The organism is Sphingomonas sp. PP-F2F-A104-K0414, assembly GCF_004340945.1.
GTDB lineage: Bacteria > Pseudomonadota > Alphaproteobacteria > Sphingomonadales > Sphingomonadaceae > Sphingomonas.
In genome coordinates this window covers 194,072-210,258 of the sequence record NZ_SLYD01000006.1, presented here as the reverse complement: position 1 = coordinate 210,258, position 16,187 = coordinate 194,072, and the positions used below count along the sequence as shown (strand labels likewise).

Genomic DNA, 16,187 nt, shown 5'->3' with positions numbered 1-16,187 from the left:
TGAGCGTCCGATTATGGGTCATTCACTTACGATTGACCCGTCGCCGACGCCCCCAGTAACAGTTGTAGAAGAGTGGCTGTATCTGTTTGACAGCAGGTTTACACCACCGCCGATCAGCAGAACGATGTCCACTCCCAAGCTTGCCGGCGTGAAGAAATAAACGGCAAGGTGGGATGCGCCCAGCGTGATCATAGCTACTGCCAGCGCGAGGCGTAAGCCGTGCGCGATCGCAGTCGCTGAAAAACGCAGCGCTCCGCAACCCAAAAGCAGAGCCATGGTTGCGACGAGCCAGGTCGATAACGCCGCCCCGCCAGTGGGCACGGCGATCGTCACGAGCGCGGCCAGCGTGAACGCGAGCGGTTGCCCCCAGGCGACCGACGCCCACAACCGTTCCCATTGCGGCACCGCGCGGCCCCGGTCGCGGCGGCGGGCGAGCCAGATGGTCACGCCGCTCGACGTGAGCACGCACAGTGCAAGGCCGAGTAACCCATAGATGATCCGCACCGGTAGCCCCCCATACCAGCCGAAATGCAGCTGACCGATACCGCCCAGGATCTTTGTCCCCGCGGCCAGATCGCGGGGGTGCCGATCCTTCAGCACGCGGCCCGCCGCGTCGAAGCTCGTGGTGTCTTGCGGGACGAGTAGCCGTAGGCGTTCGGAGGTGACCGTGATCCGTGCATCGGCGCGACCGGCGTTCTCGATGATCAATTGATGCGCCGCCGCCCCGGGTGCACGGCGTCGCGCCTCGGCGAGCAGGGCAGCGAGCGGTGGCAGTGGCGCGGGCGAGGCGTTCACGGCGGGCGGCGCGTCGATGAAGAGGCCGTACACTTTCGCCGTATCGCCACGGTACAGCAGCATGGCCAGCACCCCGACGATCAGGGTGCTGAGCCCCAGCAGTGCTCCGGTCAGCGCGATGACGACATGGAACGGAAGTGCCCATATGCCCAGCCGGTTGTGCAGGTCGGCCTCCTGCAACCGGCGCGAGCCGCCGCGGCGCAGGTGGAAGGCGTCCTTGAGTACACGCGGATGCGCAAGAATCCCGGACACCAAGGAAGACAACAGTGCCACGCCGGCCAACCCGACGATGAACTCGCCCCAACTACGCGGCAGGTGCAGCGCGATGTGGAGGTTCACGACAAATTCGGAAAACGCCGTAGCCTTTTCGAGCAGTGCGCCCTGCGCATCGATCGACCATTCACGCTCGAATGTGGGCGAATACGCCGTGATCTCAGCGCCGGGTTCGCCAGCCGACGGCAGCGAGGCGTAGAGCGTCGTGCCCGTCGGTACCTGCGCGCGTGCTGTATCGAGCGCACGCATCATCGCCGTATCGTCGATCCGGGACACGACTGGCCTGGCCGGCTGCTCCCAGCGTTCCAGATCGTGGACGAACACCGTCAGCGTACCCGACAGGCACACCAGATAGATAACCGCCGCAAAGGCCAGCCCAAGAATACCGTGCCCGCTGAGCACCGCGCGCACCGTCGCAGGAGACAGCGGCCAGCGGCTCTTCACCTTCGACATGGTCATGCGAGGCCCCGCATTGCCGCCAGGGCGAAGCCGGCGACGGTCGTGCCCACCAGCACCCCCAGCGCACGCAGCAGACGCTGGTCGGCCAGCGTCCACGTCATCGCCAGCGCCCAGGCGACGGGCATCAGCAGGCCGCCGATGATGATCCGTGTCCGTGGATCACCCGGCGCCCAGGCGGCGTAGCAAAAGGCGACGCCCATTGCCGCGGTCATGCCAAGCGGACCGGCGAGCAGGAACTTCATCCACCCACGCCACGCGCGCGACGGCCCCTCCAGCGGCTCCGGCGCCAGGCTGTCGCGCGATGCCCGCGCCGCACGTCGCACGCGGCCCTGTACGACGACGCCAAGCGCACCGATGCCGATCGCTGCACCCCCCACCGCCATACCCTTGACCGGCCCGATGCTCCACGCGCCGAGCAAGACGGTCGCGAACAGCATCACCCATCCGGCCGCAACCAGCACAGGGCGCTCCCGCGCGCGATCTGCCCAGGCATGGCGCAGCACCACAGCGCCACCGGCGCCGCCCGCCATGCTGGCGAGCGTCACTGCCAACATCAGAAATGCACCTCAACACCGCCGCCGAACGTCTGCGGATCACCGAGGATCGCACGGCTGCTGCTCGCGAAATCATACTGCTTGTAGTCTTCGTCCAGCAGGTTGCGCGCGAAGGCGAAGATCGTGACGTGATCCAATTCCCAGCCCAGTCGCGCATTGACGACTGTACGCCCGGGCAATCGCCCCTGCACCTGCGTCACGCCGACATCGCTGAATACCGGCCCGCGGTAGTTGGCGTTCAGGTTGCCGACTACAGGCCCCACGCGCGTGTTCACGCCGCCGGCTATCGTCCAGTGCGCTGCATAGGGGAATTCCGACCCGGCAAGGTCGACCGCGCTGGTCGAACCGTTCGGCAGCGTGAAATCATCGAATTTGGTACGGACATGGCCGACTGACACATATGCGTCGACCGCTCGGTTGATCCGTCCCTGCGCCTCTACCTCGAACCCGTAAAGGTGCGACTTGCCCGCGTTGACGGTGTTGTAGTCGAATTCGTTCAGGCCGAAGAATGCGTTCGTCTGCTGACTCTTCCAGTCGATGTAGAAGACGTTGGCATTCAGCGTCAGCTTGCCGTCGAGCCAGCGCGATCGCAGCGAGCCCTCGTAGTTCCAACTATATTCGGGGTCATACGCCACCAGCAGCGCGCGCGCCGGATTTTGGCTCGATCCGCCCGAGCGATAGGCGCGCTGCACGGTGAAGGCGGTGCTGACATCGGAAGTCCATGCCATGTTGAGCCCTGCCTTGGGCAGGAAGGCATCGAAGCTGCGTGCATTGCTCGCCCGCGCCGAATTGGCGTTGCCAACCAGACCAAGCACGCCTTGATTGACCGCAGAGACGGCGAGGAACAGCGGAGTTCCCGGTGCGCCGAACGCAATGGGGCTCGGCAGCGTGCCGGTGAAGGTCGCTACCGTCTCCGCAGTATAGCGGTTCGCCTCGTGATCGTAGCGGAAGCCGCCAATCAGCGAGAGCCGGTCGGTCAGCTTGTAGCGCGCATCCCCGAACAGGGCGGTCGTGCGCACTTGCTGTGGGAAATCCGCAGCATACGCCACCGGGATGACCGGCAGCGCCGCGGTGTAGAGGTTGGCGATCTGCGTCGCCGCGGCAGTAGGGAAACCGCCGCTCTGCAACAGTGCAGCGATCGTGCCCGTCGGCGTGTTGATGTTGAGCCGGTTCGCCGCGACAAGTCCGCCGGAGCGGCTGTAGGCCCAGGCGCCAAGCACGCCGCTCAACCGGTCGCCTTCGTAATTGAGCCGCAGCTCTTGCGTCCACGTGCGGAAGTCGTTGGTGTTATCGACCACCTGCAGGTTTGCCGCCGTCCCGTCGGTATCGATCACCGCGCGCGTATGGGTCTTGTTGAAAGACGTGATGCTGGAGAGCCGAAGCCGAGGCGTGATCTCGTAGCCGGCATTGAGCACGGCGATGTCGGTCTTGATATGCCCGCGGCTCGGCGCGTCGCCGGTCGAGACGCGATTGTCGTAGAAATCGGGCACGTCGGTGCGGCTGTATTCGTAAAGGTAGCCGCCATCGCGCCGGACGCGATTGTAGCTCGCCTGAACGTCCAACCCAGGCAGCGCGCGCGGTGTCCATTTGAGTTTGCCGCGCAGGTTCAGCGATTCTAGCGCATCGTCATAGCCGCCGCGGGTGACGTTGCGGATCAGCCCGCGATCATTGCGTCGCTCCGCCGAGATGCGGACGCCGAGTTCGTCCTTCACCAGCGGGCCGCCGACTGCGGCTGAGAATGTACGGTTGTTGAACTCGCTCCACAGCACGCGGGCATCGGCGCTGTAGTCGGTTGTCGAGGCGTCGCGCGTCTTCAGCACGATCGCGCCGGCCAGCGCGTTAAGCCCCTGGATCGTCGATTGCGGGCCACGCAGGATCTCGACCTGCGCCACGTCCCATAAATCTGTAGGACCACCGAACAGCGCCTCGCGCGGGATCGGTGCGCCATCGACATACACGGTCGCGGTATCAGCACTGCCTCCGGCGCCGACGCCCTGGTTGCTGATCCCGCGGATGGTGAAGCCCGCCGCGCCATATGTCTCGGCGACGTTGGCGGTGCGGCCGTAGATATCCTGGATCGTCAGTATATTTTCCTGCCGGATCCGCTCCTGCGTCGTGACCGCGACGCTGGTCGACGTATCCTGCAACGTGCGGTTCGACTTTTCGCCGGTGACAATGATGTCGTCGCCTTGCGGCTCGTCCGTTGCCTGCTGAGCGCTCGCGGAACTCGCCCAAAATATTGCGCACGCCAGCGCCGAGATATGAATAATACGCATTGTGTCCCCCACGATCGACGCACCTGAAGGAGGGGCTAACGCGAGTCAATCGCATTATCGCTCAATAGGTCGTCGCCGGCTGGCGGATCGGCGTGGCACATTGGGGTGACCGCTGAATGAGGTCGCACTCTGGGCGTTCGATCCGCCGGATTCCACGTAGCCGGGTGGTGTCGTAATGCCGGCAATGCAGCCAACGTGGGTCATCTGAAGATACACGTAAGATGAACCTGGCGGTTGACGGAGTAGCGCTGTCTGAGTCGATTTCGCATGATGCTGAACGAACGTCCGAAGCTGGAAAGGGCCTCCGACCGTCGCAGCGTCCGTTTGTTGGTCGAGGCGGTAGCCGGGACAAATCACGTAGGATGTCAGGTATCTGCGGCATCGTCGTTGTGCAGGTCTTTCGGATTGTAATCATAGTCGACGAGGTCGCCTGGCCGGCAATCAAGAGCGGCGCATAGCCGGGCCAGTGTTGCGAACCGGATGCCGCGCACCTTGCCGGACCGGAACAGCGAAAGCTGCGTCTCGCTGAGGCCCACCGCTTGAGCCAGCTGCTTCCCCGTCATCTTTCGATTGGTCAGAACGGTATCGAGCGTCACCCGGATCGGCATTAGAGAATCTCGTCCAATTCGTTCTGCATCATGACCGCGCGGGAGAACAGGCGCGACAGGATCACGAGGAAAAGACCCGCGAGCCCGATTGTGATCGCCGATGGATCGAAGGCGGCATAGGCACCGTGACGATAGCCACCCATGAGCCTCAGTGCCAACGGGCTGACTAAGACCGTCGCGGTCGCACCGAGGGCGAGAGCCAGGCCCAGTCGAGTGAGAGAACTCGGCAGCACAGTCGAGAACACCTCGCCACCGGCGATCCGGCCAAAAGCCAGCCGCATTGTCCAGAGCGCATATAGGTAGAACGGCACCGGAGCACGAAATGCGAGCAGGAACGCTAGTGCGGCAGCAGAACGAGGCGCAACGGCGACCATCGCCGCTTCTGTGAAGATCACCAGCGTGATCACACAAAAAGTCATCGTCGCCAGCCGTGCCAGCCATCGACTGTGCTGCAGATCGTCGTTCATCAGCCGTGCCATATTTAACCTTGACTTAAATCTCTCCATGATGAGGATTTAAGCGAGAATTAAATCGAATGATAGGGGCAAGCTATTGCTGGCGATCGAAACGGACCGACTGACCAAGCGTTTTGCCGGACGTCCGGTGGTCGATGCAGTGGCGCTGCAAGTGCCGATGGGATGCGTGTATGGCTTCCTCGGGCCCAACGGCGCGGGCAAGACCACCACGATGCGCCTGCTGCTCGGGCTGTTACGCCCTGACGCCGGATCGATACGGCTGCTTGGCCACGATCTGGCCATGGCACGCCGCGTGGCGCTGGCGCGGGTCGGCGCATTCGTTGAAAGCCCCTCGCTATACGATCATCTGACCGGACGGGCCAACCTTGGCCTCACCTGCCGCTTGCTTCGTTTGCCAGACGGAGAGGTCGATCGTGTACTGGAACTCGTCGATCTTTGCACCGCGGCAAGTCGGCGGGTGCGAGACTATTCGCTCGGGATGAAACAACGCCTTGCCTTGGCTCGAGCCATGCTCGGTTCGCCAAAACTACTGCTGCTCGACGAACCCACCAACGGCCTCGATCCGGATGGCATCTTGGCCATGCGCGCCCTGATCCGTGCGCTACCCGGACATATCGGTGGGACCGTGTTCGTCTCCAGTCATCTCCTGACTGAAGTCGAGCACGTGGCCGATCACGTCGGTGTGATGCGCAAGGGGCGCCTGCTGGTACAGGACGATATCGGCACACTGCTGCGGGGTGGCAGCAGCATAATCTTCACGGTTTCCGGCGAGGCGGAAGCGGGATCTGCGTTGCTGCGGATGCGCGGGATGGACGCGACGGCAGGTGACGACCGGTCTATCGTCGTTCGTTGTGAAGGCATCGTGCAATCCGATCAGGCGTCGATGGCTAACCGCCTGCTGGTCGAAGGCGATTTCGCCGTCTCGTCGATCAGGCCGCAGGTTCGCACGCTGGAGGACGTCTACCGGGATGCGGTCGATCGTGCCGAAGCGCATGACGGGATGGCAGCATGATCACGATCCTCGATGTCGAAATCCGCAAGCTGAACGGTTCACTGGCCGCACTCCTCGCATTGGCTACGCCGGCGTTGCCCGGCGGTCTGGCGTGCCTGTCGCTCATGACCAGCGACCGCACGTCGAGCTGGACGTCGATCTTCAACGAGTTCCTGCTCCCGATCTGGGCGCTGTTCCTGCTGCCGATGATCGTCGCCGCTTTCACCACCTTGGTCGGCCAGATCGAACATCGCGGACGTAGTTGGGATCATCTCCTCGCCCTGCCGATCAGACGTTGGCAGGTGTTCCTGGCGAAAGCGATCGTCGTGTTTGTGACCTCCGGGTGCATCACGCTGCTGGCTCTTCTGGATACCGGGATCGGTGCTTGGCTTGGAGGTACGCTTGGTGGGCACGTTCCAGTGGGGGCAATCCCTTGGCAGAGCCTGGCCCGAACCATGTTTCTCCTGTGGTCGGGTACTACGCTGATGATAGTTCTCCAGCTATGGTCCGCATTACGTTTCGCAAGTTTCGTCGTGCCGCTGAGCGTCGGCATCGGGGGTACGCTTGTAGCCCTCGCAGTAGCTATGACACGCACACAACAGGCGGCTTGGTTTCCGTGGGTTTTGCCGATGAAAATCGTGACGAGTAAAGACCCGGTGCCATTCGCGCTCGTCGGTGGGATCGCGGGCGTCATGTTGCTGGCCGTGATGGTCATCGATCTCACGCGGCGTGATTTCAGGTGATCCATTTGTATGGCGTGAACCGCTTATCCCGAAACTACCGTGTTATCCTCGAGATGAATGAACGGCTGAAGTTGGGGAGCCGGAAACTGGTCGCGAATGTCCGGACGTGGGTCCATTAGGCTATCCGTCCTCTGAAGCTGCACGATCATCGAATCCGTCAGGAACGGTAACGCGAGCCCTCGCGGTCGGGTGTCAGATGTCGGGTATCGTCCGCCGGTTCGCAACCGAGCAGTTTCTTGGATCGTTCAGCTTGTTGAAGGAGAGCAACCATGATGACCGCCTCACAAGCCGAAGAACCTGGTTTTGAAACTGACGTCAACGAACTTCCAGACGACGACAAAGGGCTGGAAGATACCCTTGAGGATAAACCAACCTCTGACGAACAAAAGCCAAACGATCTTGAGGAGGCACAGAAGGAAGGAGTGGAGGAGCGAGAAAAAGGCGGCTTATACTGAATACTGATGTGGCCGACGTGGCCCCGGAGCGTAACCCGCCCCGGGCCAATAACCCGCTCGGATTGCAAACGTGCCTCTGCGCTAAAGCGCTATATCTGCAGTCGTCAGCAGGATCGGTGGCTCACCCCCTAGGCGTTTCACAAATTCACGCTGGGCGATGCTGTGAATGTCGCTTTCGAACTCGATGAAGACCTCGACCGCAGTTTCCGGATCAATTCCTTCCAGCTCTGGGTTCAGCATCTCGGCCAACGCTTCGCTGGTGATCAGAAACTCAACGGTGCCAAAGTCGGTCGTGCCGATAAAGCCGATGCTGTCATGCTCGGCCACCCAATATCCGTCACCGCGCTCGAAGCGGACGCTGGATTTCGCCATAGCTTATTACTCCTTTTCGCTTGGGATGGGTGGCAGGTGCTCGGCAATTGCTGCGATAGCTTCGCCAGTGAACGTCGTGCTGGAAACCCCTTATCTGAACGGGATGATCCGTGGTCGAGGTTGCTGCGTCTCTGTGTCCAGGATCCAGCCTGCCCCAATCCCGCACCGCGCGCTCAAGGTTCGTCACCTCGGCAATTTCAGTTTCACCACGGGCCACGTTTTCCAATGACGCACTCATCCGCCAGTTGATGTCCGGAGTCTTGGCGCTTTTGCCCCATGTCGCTTCTGTCATTGTCAGTCACCTTACAGGGTTCAACGGCTAGAATAGCACAGGCTATCGGGCATGGTCCGCGTCCGCTGTGACCAAGCCTTCAACCCGCATCAGCTGCGAGGGGTAGGGCGCAACCAAGTCCTTCAGATCGTCCCAGGGGGCGGTCAGCCAACGGTCGTAATCCTCGTCGTGTAGGATGACCGGCATGGCCTTGGGGTGGAAAGAGGCCACGATCGTGTTCGGCTCCGTCGTTAGGAAGCCGTAGGCGTTGGCGCGCTCGGTCGGACGCCAGATCCCGGCGAAAGCGAAAACCGGACGGCTGGGCACGTCAAACCAGTGCAACGGCTTCTTGCCGTCTTCGCCAGGAGCCAACCCGTATTCCGAGAAGGCTGTGACCAGGACGAGGCAACGCCGCGCCGGTGTCGTTAGCATCGATCGCCAGAAGCTGGAGTTCAGGTTGCGCACGTTTGTCACGTACTTGGTAAGCTTAACCGAGGGGTCGCGAGCGCTAGGCACCTGCGTCGGGACACCCCATTCCATCCGCTCGAGCTTGCGCTCGGCGCCGTCCTGCACGATCACCTTGCCGTAGAACGGGGTCTTTTTGCCAGTCGGAAAGATGTCACCGACGGGGTACTCCTCGTCCTTCTCATAGGGAGGCCGGATACCGAAGGTGACCGCAAGGTCGACCTCTTTTGCCGTCATACGATACCGGTTGCACACGAGCCTGTTCCTCGGGTTGGCGCCGACGAGACCGCTCGCCGGCGCACACGTCTTACATCTTGTCCTTCAGCCCCTTGGCGGCCGTGAACGCAACCTTCTTGGAAGCCGCGATCGTGATCGCCTCACCGGTGCCGGGGTTACGGCCTTCGCGCTCCGGGCGGTCCTTGACGGTGAACTTGCCAAACCCTGGAATCGACACCTCATCGCCCTTCACAGCTGCTGCCGCGATCTGGTCGAACACGGCGGTGATCGCCTTCTTTGCATCGGCTTCGTTCGAACCGGTCGCCTCCGCGACGCCCTTGGCCAGGTCACTTACGTTCATGCTATTCGTTCTCCATTGGAAACACCGGCGGGACCTTAGCCATGGCGAACGACGAGACAAAGACCGTACTGGACGACACGAGCGTCTCGGCTGTGCGGCTGATGCTGGATAAGCTCGCTGATCACGATGTTGCCGAAGTCAATGAGGCGACCGCAGGGCGGGGACCGATCGCCGACCTAACAGCCGAAGCGATGCGCGCCCGGAACATCGATCTCTAGCGGCTGGCGATGCGTTCGCGCGTTACGCGAGGATCCTCGTAAAGATCGCGGATCGCACGGAGCCGAAAGACATTCCACCAGCGCTGCCAGCGATGCTCGGCTGCATCGTGGATCATGTGGCAGCGCTGACAGAGTGCCTTGAGGTTCGAAGACGCGCTGTTGCCCGGATCATGATCGAGGTGCGCGCAGGCCAGGACGACATAGGTCACCCGGACCGATACCAGCACGAACCCGCCTCTCATCGAGATACGTTTGCCCCGGTCCGACCGCCAGCAGCGGACATCGGCATCCCACCAGCGTCCGTCGCCGAGATGGACCACACGGCGCAGATGCGGCCGACCACATCCCTCGCACTTGGCCCCGGCACGATCGAACCGGACGGTCTGCGACAGCTGCCGCCAGTCGATCGGGTAGAGCCAGCGGTTCTCGGGGCGGATTGGCATGTCGATTCTATGAGTCACCCACCAGCCAAACGAAAGCGAATTATTCGCCATTCGTTGCCGCTTCGTATTATTTTCGTTCCCCTTCGTGCGCCGAGGGGAAAGGCAGGGCACCTGCCCGGATTGGGACGATCAAAGCGCTTGCAATGTAGGACTTGGTAACGGAACATAAAGGGAACGAGTAGAGTCTTATACCATGATGTCCCCCGCCCCCGAGTCCCTTGCTACCAGCCTTGCCCACCTGCGGACGATCGCCACGCCGGTCACCGACTACCGCGTGTTGCCGTTCGGCGTGGCTGCGATCGACAGCAGACTTGGGGCCGGAGGCTTGCGTGCCGGCGCGCTTCACGAGGCGACGGCGCGTAGCGGATCACTGGCGGATGACGCCGCAACCACGTTGTTCCTTGCCGGTATTGCGGCGCGCGAGGCCGCCAATGCCAGCGGCCCTGTTTTGTGGGCCACGTGCCGCACCGACCTCTACGCACCGGCTTTGGCTCAGGCAGGTCTCTCCTCGTCGGATGTCATCTATGCTCAACCCTATGATGACGCGGCATTGCTCGCCGTAATCGAGGACGCGGTTCGCGACGGGACGCCATCGGCGATCATCGCGGAAGCGAGCAAAGTGTCGATGGTTGCAACCCGTCGTCTGCAGCTGGTCGCTGCGGAGGCCGATATGCCGGTGCTGTTGCTGCGTCGTCGACGCGGCCGTGACCAGGATCCTTTCTCCGAACCTTCTGCGGCATGGACGCGCTGGCGGATTGGCTCTGCGCCTTCGGCGCGGTTGGAGGTCGCGGGTGTAGGACGAGCGAGATGGACGGTCGAACTGGCGCGGCAACGCGGAGGTGAGGGTTTTTCCCTGATAGTGGAGGGCAGCGATGAGACGGGTCGTCTCGCTGTTTCTGCCGAACTTAGCCATCGAGCGGCTGAGACGGTTGGAACGGCCCGCTACGCGGCCGCCTGAGCGGCCCGCCCTGCAACTGCCAGTCGACGACGTTCCGGGTGCCTGTTCGGTGCCACGGGGCGGCGGTTGGCGGCCTGGTGCCAGGTGGGCGCGGACCAGTGCGCAGTCGCGCGAAGAGGTCGAGGCGCAGATCGCGTCGCTTCCTGTCCATGCGCAGCCGTCAATGCGAGAACTCGGGAGGCGATCGGAAGCGGCGAGCCACCCGTACAAGGCGCACGCGCCTGCGTGGCGGGTCGTCACGCCCGTAATGATACCGGTCCAGCACGCGCCGCTCGCTCTCGTTGGCAAGGTCGGCCTACGGGAGGAAGTGGTCGCTGCCTGCACCGGCGCGCAGGCGCTCGGCATCCATTCCGGGATGGCCGCCACCCACGCCCGCGCGCTGGTGTCCGATCTCGACTTCCGTCCGGTCGAGCCGGAAGCCGATGCTGCGCTCCTTGATCGCCTTGCGCTGCTGGCGGTAAGGCGCTGGTCGCCGATCGCGGCTGTCACACCGGCTGATGGTCTCTGGATCGATCTCGCTGGCTGCGACCACCTCCACGGCGGGGAAGAGCGGTTCTGCCGTCGTCTGCTCGCCTTTTGCCGTCGTGCAGGCTTTACCGCGCGCGTGGCGGTCGCCGACACGCCGGGGGCCGCCCACGCGCTGGCCCGTTTTGGCAAAACCGATCTTACTCGCGTTGAGCCGCACGGCACAGTCGAGGCACTCAGTTCATTGCCCATAACCGCATTGCGCCTGACGCCCACGGCGTTGAGTGCCGCGCGCAAATTCGGTTTCGAGCGGATCGCGGATCTCCTGCCGGTCGCGCGCGGACCCCTCGCGCGCCGTCTCGGACTGCCGACCATCACACGCCTCGATCAGGCCTTGGGTGGTGTTGCAGAGCCAATTACCCCGCGAGAGGACATCGAGGTCCCTGCGGTCGAACGCCGACTTCTAGAACCGATCAGCACGGCCGAGGCGATCGAACAGGTCATGGGTGACCTCTTAGGCGATCTTGTCGTGCTGCTGCAGGGGAAAGGCGTTGGCGCACGCTCGATCCGCCTGACGGGAATGCGCGTCGATGGCACCGAGCAAATCGTGGCGATCGGCACATCCCGGCCGACACGGGACGTCTCTCACCTCCTGCGGCTGCTGAAGCTGCGGATCGAGCGCATCGATCCCGGCATGGGGATCGAGCAGTTTCAAATGGTGGCACCGCACACGGAGCAACTCGACGCGGTTGATCTCGGCGCCGTCCTCGCAGGCGAGACGCTGGTGCGCGACCCGGCGCGCCTGGTCGACCTGATCGCAGGCAGGATCGGAATGCACTCGGTCTTCCGTATCGCTCCCGTAGAAAGCCATGTCCCGGAGCGGGCTGTGGTCAAATCCGATCCTAACGAGCTGCCGGGAACATGGCCGGATTGGAAGCGGCCGATCCGTCTCTTCGCGCATCCAGAGCCACTGCATCGCGTGATCGCCCTGATGCCCGACCAACCTCCGCGCCGCTTCGAGTGGCGCGGTACCACGTACAAGGTGGTTGGGGGCGACGGTCCCGAGCGCGTCCACGGTGAATGGTGGCGGCGCGACGCGGAAGTGTGGGCGGTCCGCGACTATTACCGCGTCGAGGACGAGACTGGTGGCCGCTACTGGGTTTTTCGCCGAGGCGATGGCTTCGAGGACGACACTGGCGATCTGTCCTGGTGGATGCACGGGGTCTTCGGATGACCCACTATGTCGAGCTTCAGGTGCTGACACACTTCTCGCTGCTGCGCGGTGCGTCCAGTCCGGACGAGCTGTTCGCGGCCGCAGCGGTGCTTGGGTATCCCTCGATCGGGATCAGCGACATCGGCACCGTGGCCGGCGTCGTGCGTGCGTGGGAAGCGCAGAAGGCGACAGGCGTCCGCTCGATCGCCGGCACGCGCGTCGATCTGTCCTGCGGCCGACGCCTGCTGCTCTACCCAATCGATCGCTCGGCCTGGTCGCGAATTACGCGACTGCTGACCGTCGGCAAGAAGCGGGCAGGGAAGGGCGGTTGCCTACTGCACTGGCATGATCTGGAGCCATGGTCGGACGGCGTCATTGCCATCCTGCTGCCGCATGAGGCGGACGAAGAGAACCTTGCCGCGTTAGTCGACCTGAAGGCGATCTACGGTCGTCGCGGCTATATGGCGCTGTTCCAGCGGCGCCGACCAGGAGACGCAGTTCGGATCGATGCGCTCGCGCGGCAGGCCGACGGTGCTGGCGTGCGCGCCGTTGTGACAGGCGACGTGCTATATCACGCGCCAGACGCGCGGCTGCTGCAGGACGTAGTGACAGCGGTGCGCGAGAAATGCACCGTCGACGAGCTTGGGTATCGCCGTGAGGTGAACGCCGATCGCGCGCTGAAATCGCCGGACGAGATGGTCCGGCGCTTTCGCGCCTATCCCGACGCACTGCAGGCGAGCGTCGATATCGCGCGAATCTGCACCTTCAACCTTGGCGAGCTTCAGTACCAGTACCCGCACGAGAAGCTGATCGACGGTCTGACGGCACAAGAAGCGCTCCAGGAGCTCGCCACAGAAGCGGTCGAGCGGATGTTCGATGGCGACGTGCCGCAGGCCTATACCGATCAGATCGTCCATGAGATGCGCCTGATCGGCGAGCTTGGCTATGCGCCGTACTTCCTCACCGTTTACGCGATCGTGCGGGAAGCCCGTCGGCGCGGGATCTTGTGTCAGGGGCGGGGATCGGCTGCCAACTCGTGCGTCTGTTTCGTGCTTGGCGTGACCTCGATCGATCCGATCAAGCATGAACTGCTATTTGAGCGGTTCGTGTCGGGGGAGCGGCGTGAGCCGCCCGACATCGACGTCGATTTCGAGCATGAGCGTCGCGAAGAGATCATCCAGTGGATCTACGAGACCTACGGTCGCAACCACTCCGCGCTGACGGCCGTCGTGACGCGCTACCGCGCGCGCGGTGCGGTGCGTGACGTCGGCAAGGTGCTTGGCCTGCCGGAGGATCTTACCTCGTCACTGGCGGGGCTTGTCTGGGGCTGGTCGGCCGACGGCGTCGGCGAGAAGCAAGTCGAGGAGCTCAACCTAGATATTAGCGATCGCCGGTTACGCCTGACATTGGAACTGGCGCGCAAGCTGATCGGCGTGCCGCGGCACATGAGCCAACACCCGGGCGGGTTCGTCCTCACCCATGACCGCCTCGATAATCTCGTCCCGATCGAGCCAGCGGCCATGGAAGACCGGCAGATTATTGAATGGGATAAGGACGACATCGACGCACTCAAGTTCATGAAGGTCGACGTCCTCGGCCTGGGCATGCTTGGTTGTATGAACCGCGCTTTCAACATGCTCGAGGCGGACAAGGGGCTACGCGTCGGTCTGGCGGACCTGCAGGACGACGATCCGGACGTCTACGCCATGATCTCCAAGGCGGACACGCTCGGCACCTTCCAGATTGAGAGCCGCGCGCAGATGTCGATGCTGCCACGGATGAAACCGCGGCGCTTTTACGATCTCGTGATTCAGGTCGCGATCGTGCGGCCAGGACCGATCCAGGGCGACATGGTTCATCCGTACCTTCGCCGGCGCGAGGGACTGGAAAAGCCCGAGTATCCCCGGCCGGAGCTGCGCGCGGTGCTTGAGAAGACGCTCGGCGTTCCGCTGTTCCAAGAGCAGGCAATGAAGGTCGCGATCGTCGGCGCCGGTTTCACCCCGGCCGAGGCGGACCAACTGCGCCGGGCCATGGCGACGTTCAAATTCACGGGCGGCGTGTCGCACTTTAGCGAAAAGCTGATCGGGGGCATGGTCGAGCGCGGCTATCCGCGTGAGTTTGCCGAGCGCACTTTCCGCCAGCTCGAGGGCTTCGGCTCTTACGGCTTTCCGGAGAGCCACGCGGCCTCGTTCGCCAAGATCTCTTATGCGTCGTCGTGGATGAAGCATCATCATCCCGACGTGTTCTGCGCGGCCCTGATGAACGCGCAGCCGATGGGCTTCTACGCGCCGGCGCAGATCGTTCGCGATGCGCGCGACCACGGCGTTGAGGTCCGGCCGCCATGCGTTAATGCCAGCCGCTGGGACTGCACGCTGGAGAAGACAGGCGGGCGCTACCTTGCCGTGCGGCTTGGCCTTCGCCAAATCCGCGGCCTGTCGAACGCTGATGGCGCGAAGATCGTTGGCGCGCGTACGATCACACCCTTCGAGAGCGTCGAGGACGTCTGGCGACGGTCTGGCGTGCAGCGCGCGGCGATCGAGAAGCTGGCTGACGGCGATGCCTTCCACGGCTTCAGCGTTGATCGTCGGCAAGGCCTTTGGAAGGTGAGGGGGCTCGGCGAGGCTCCGCTACCGCTTTTCGCCGCGGCAGACCGCTCGGCCGAGACCTTCAGCGCGGAAGGGCTCGAGCCGGACGTCGAACTGCGGCCGCTGACCGACGGTCGAGAGGTGATCGAGGATTACCGGGCGCTGCAGCTCTCACTTCGTGCGCATCCGCTGACGTTCGTGCGCGACGAGTTGACGCGCCGCGGCGTCACCAAATGTGCTGACCTCGCCAACATCCGGGACGGCCGATACGTCGAGGTCGCCGGCATTGTCCTGGTCCGTCAGAAGCCTGGCTCTGCCAAGGGCGTGCTGTTCATAACAATCGAGGACGAAACTGGGGTCGCCAATGGAATCCTCTGGCCCGACCGTTTCGAGGCACAACGCCGAACGATTATGTCGGCGTCGATGGTCGGCATGAAGGGGCAGGCTCAGAAGGAAGGCGAGATCATCCACGTGATCTGCAGCCGGATCGTCGACCACGGAGATCTGCTGCACAGGGTAGGGGACATGTCGTTCCCGCACCGGACCGGCCGGGGTGATGCAGGCCAACATCCGGGCTCGCCAGACCGCGGCGACAAGGGATGGAATCCAGAACCACGCAACCAATACTGGCCGCCCCACGCAGACGGCATGGACCCGGAGGAGGTCGTGCGGTTCAAGTCGCATGACTTCCATTGATCGGTGTCGAATTTGCCGAGGCATCAGCGTGTCGTGATCGCGCTGTCCGTGCATATTTTGCGCACCGGCGTCACCCGCTGTTCCGAGGTTCGCGTTGATGTGCCTGAGATCCGCCTCGCTCTTCGGTGCCTGTTGCCGCATTGCCCCGAAAAATGGCCGCTTACGTTGTTTTGGGATGCGGCAGCGCAGGACAATGAGATTGGTCGTGCCCAGGGCGTCTCTGCTGCGTTTAACGGGATCATTCGCCAGCTTCGTCGGGCCGGCTGCTACGAAGAAGTCACGCCGCCATGACCA

At 63.2% G+C, this 16,187-nt stretch carries 17 protein-coding genes and 1 pseudogene; 9 read left to right on the top strand and 9 right to left on the bottom strand.

Annotated features, from left to right (window positions below; genetic code table 11):
- Positions 1–18: 18 nt before the first annotated feature.
- From C8J46_RS16020 to C8J46_RS16000, 5 genes are all read right to left on the bottom strand, one after another.
- Entirely contained in the window at positions 19–1,527 is a 1,509-nt protein-coding gene (locus C8J46_RS16020; protein ID WP_132741303.1) for a PepSY-associated TM helix domain-containing protein, read from the bottom strand.
- Entirely contained in the window at positions 1,524–2,081 is a 558-nt protein-coding gene (locus C8J46_RS16015; RefSeq protein WP_165886592.1) for a hypothetical protein, read from the bottom strand. Before C8J46_RS16015 ends, C8J46_RS16020 begins: the two co-directional genes overlap by 4 nt.
- Complete coding sequence (locus C8J46_RS16010; protein ID WP_132741301.1) at positions 2,081–4,357, bottom strand: TonB-dependent receptor; 2,277 nt, start codon at positions 4,355–4,357, stop codon at positions 2,081–2,083. The genes C8J46_RS16015 and C8J46_RS16010 overlap by 1 nt, the downstream gene beginning before the upstream one ends.
- Positions 4,358–4,722: 365 nt before the next feature.
- Positions 4,723–4,965, bottom strand: coding sequence for a helix-turn-helix transcriptional regulator (locus tag C8J46_RS16005; protein ID WP_132741299.1), 243 nt, complete (start codon positions 4,963–4,965; stop codon positions 4,723–4,725).
- Complete coding sequence (locus tag C8J46_RS16000) at positions 4,965–5,432, bottom strand: DUF2975 domain-containing protein (RefSeq protein WP_165886591.1); 468 nt, start codon at positions 5,430–5,432, stop codon at positions 4,965–4,967. The genes C8J46_RS16005 and C8J46_RS16000 overlap by 1 nt, the downstream gene beginning before the upstream one ends.
- Positions 5,433–5,517: 85 nt before the next feature.
- Between C8J46_RS16000 and C8J46_RS15995 the strand changes: the two genes are divergently transcribed.
- The 3 genes from C8J46_RS15995 (at position 5,518) to C8J46_RS15985 (ending at position 7,630) form a co-directional block, all read left to right on the top strand.
- A complete protein-coding gene (locus C8J46_RS15995; protein ID WP_132741295.1) occupies positions 5,518–6,453 on the top strand; it encodes an ATP-binding cassette domain-containing protein in 936 nt (311 codons plus the stop codon).
- A complete protein-coding gene (locus C8J46_RS15990) occupies positions 6,450–7,175 on the top strand; it encodes an ABC transporter permease (protein ID WP_132741293.1) in 726 nt (241 codons plus the stop codon). The genes C8J46_RS15995 and C8J46_RS15990 overlap by 4 nt, the downstream gene beginning before the upstream one ends.
- 269 nt (positions 7,176–7,444) lie before the next feature.
- Positions 7,445–7,630 carry a hypothetical protein gene (locus C8J46_RS15985; RefSeq protein ID WP_132741291.1) on the top strand — a complete coding sequence of 62 codons (186 nt, stop codon included), beginning with the start codon at positions 7,445–7,447 and terminating at the stop codon, positions 7,628–7,630.
- A gap of 81 nt (positions 7,631–7,711) precedes the next feature.
- On the opposite strand, the gene C8J46_RS15980 is transcribed toward C8J46_RS15985, so the two are convergent.
- From C8J46_RS15980 to C8J46_RS15965, 3 genes are all read right to left on the bottom strand, one after another.
- A complete protein-coding gene (locus C8J46_RS15980) occupies positions 7,712–8,002 on the bottom strand; it encodes a DUF1488 family protein (protein WP_132741289.1) in 291 nt (96 codons plus the stop codon).
- Positions 8,003–8,336: 334 nt separating this feature from the next.
- On the bottom strand, positions 8,337–8,993 hold the full coding sequence (locus C8J46_RS15970; RefSeq protein ID WP_279388905.1) for an SOS response-associated peptidase family protein: 657 nt from the start codon (positions 8,991–8,993) through the stop codon (positions 8,337–8,339).
- Between the two features lie 52 nt (positions 8,994–9,045).
- Entirely contained in the window at positions 9,046–9,315 is a 270-nt protein-coding gene (locus tag C8J46_RS15965; RefSeq protein ID WP_132741285.1) for an HU family DNA-binding protein, read from the bottom strand.
- A gap of 41 nt (positions 9,316–9,356) precedes the next feature.
- Here C8J46_RS15965 and C8J46_RS20920 point away from each other — a divergent pair, with 41 nt between their 5' ends.
- Positions 9,357–9,533: a hypothetical protein gene (locus C8J46_RS20920; RefSeq protein ID WP_165886590.1), complete on the top strand. Its 177-nt coding sequence runs from the start codon at positions 9,357–9,359 to the stop codon at positions 9,531–9,533.
- Here the strand turns inward: C8J46_RS20920 and C8J46_RS15960 are convergent.
- Positions 9,530–9,976: a hypothetical protein gene (locus C8J46_RS15960; protein WP_132741283.1), complete on the bottom strand. Its 447-nt coding sequence runs from the start codon at positions 9,974–9,976 to the stop codon at positions 9,530–9,532. The two genes, C8J46_RS20920 and C8J46_RS15960, sit on opposite strands and share 4 nt — an antisense overlap.
- Before the next feature lie 196 nt (positions 9,977–10,172).
- Here C8J46_RS15960 and C8J46_RS15955 point away from each other — a divergent pair, with 196 nt between their 5' ends.
- The 5 genes and pseudogenes from C8J46_RS15955 to C8J46_RS15940 all read left to right on the top strand — a co-directional run bounded on the left by C8J46_RS15955 (position 10,173) and on the right by C8J46_RS15940 (position 16,184).
- The gene (locus tag C8J46_RS15955) at positions 10,173–10,934 is read left to right on the top strand and encodes a protein ImuA (protein WP_207894206.1); all 762 of its coding nucleotides are present in this window, start codon (positions 10,173–10,175) and stop codon (positions 10,932–10,934) included.
- Positions 10,849–11,514 (top strand): annotated as a pseudogene (locus C8J46_RS21470) (DNA polymerase Y family protein); the annotation flags it as partial. The gene C8J46_RS15955 and the pseudogene C8J46_RS21470, both read left to right, overlap by 86 nt.
- A gap of 165 nt (positions 11,515–11,679) precedes the next feature.
- A complete protein-coding gene (locus C8J46_RS15950; protein ID WP_347812385.1) occupies positions 11,680–12,633 on the top strand; it encodes a hypothetical protein in 954 nt (317 codons plus the stop codon).
- Positions 12,630–15,893, top strand: coding sequence for an error-prone DNA polymerase (locus tag C8J46_RS15945; RefSeq protein ID WP_132741280.1), 3,264 nt, complete (start codon positions 12,630–12,632; stop codon positions 15,891–15,893). The genes C8J46_RS15950 and C8J46_RS15945 overlap by 4 nt, the downstream gene beginning before the upstream one ends.
- 33 nt (positions 15,894–15,926) lie before the next feature.
- Positions 15,927–16,184: a hypothetical protein gene (locus C8J46_RS15940; protein ID WP_243643445.1), complete on the top strand. Its 258-nt coding sequence runs from the start codon at positions 15,927–15,929 to the stop codon at positions 16,182–16,184.
- The last annotated feature ends 3 nt before the right edge of the window (positions 16,185–16,187 follow it).

Bases quoted from the DNA above. Each gene is read 5' to 3' on its own strand.
- C8J46_RS16020 (WP_132741303.1), bottom strand. From the start codon at position 1,527: ATGACCATGTCGAAGGTGAAGAGCCGCTGGCCGCTGTCTCCTGCGACG.
- C8J46_RS16015 (WP_165886592.1), bottom strand. From the start codon at position 2,081: ATGTTGGCAGTGACGCTCGCCAGCATGGCGGGCGGCGCCGGTGGCGCT.
- C8J46_RS16010 (WP_132741301.1), bottom strand. From the start codon at position 4,357: ATGCGTATTATTCATATCTCGGCGCTGGCGTGCGCAATATTTTGGGCG.
- C8J46_RS16005 (WP_132741299.1), bottom strand. From the start codon at position 4,965: ATGCCGATCCGGGTGACGCTCGATACCGTTCTGACCAATCGAAAGATG.
- C8J46_RS16000 (WP_165886591.1), bottom strand. From the start codon at position 5,432: ATGAACGACGATCTGCAGCACAGTCGATGGCTGGCACGGCTGGCGACG.
- C8J46_RS15990 (WP_132741293.1), top strand. From the start codon at position 6,450: ATGATCACGATCCTCGATGTCGAAATCCGCAAGCTGAACGGTTCACTG.
- C8J46_RS15985 (WP_132741291.1), top strand. From the start codon at position 7,445: ATGATGACCGCCTCACAAGCCGAAGAACCTGGTTTTGAAACTGACGTC.
- C8J46_RS15980 (WP_132741289.1), bottom strand. From the start codon at position 8,002: ATGGCGAAATCCAGCGTCCGCTTCGAGCGCGGTGACGGATATTGGGTG.
- C8J46_RS15965 (WP_132741285.1), bottom strand. From the start codon at position 9,315: ATGAACGTAAGTGACCTGGCCAAGGGCGTCGCGGAGGCGACCGGTTCG.
- C8J46_RS20920 (WP_165886590.1), top strand. From the start codon at position 9,357: ATGGCGAACGACGAGACAAAGACCGTACTGGACGACACGAGCGTCTCG.
- C8J46_RS15960 (WP_132741283.1), bottom strand. From the start codon at position 9,976: ATGCCAATCCGCCCCGAGAACCGCTGGCTCTACCCGATCGACTGGCGG.
- C8J46_RS15955 (WP_207894206.1), top strand. From the start codon at position 10,173: ATGTCCCCCGCCCCCGAGTCCCTTGCTACCAGCCTTGCCCACCTGCGG.
- C8J46_RS15945 (WP_132741280.1), top strand. From the start codon at position 12,630: ATGACCCACTATGTCGAGCTTCAGGTGCTGACACACTTCTCGCTGCTG.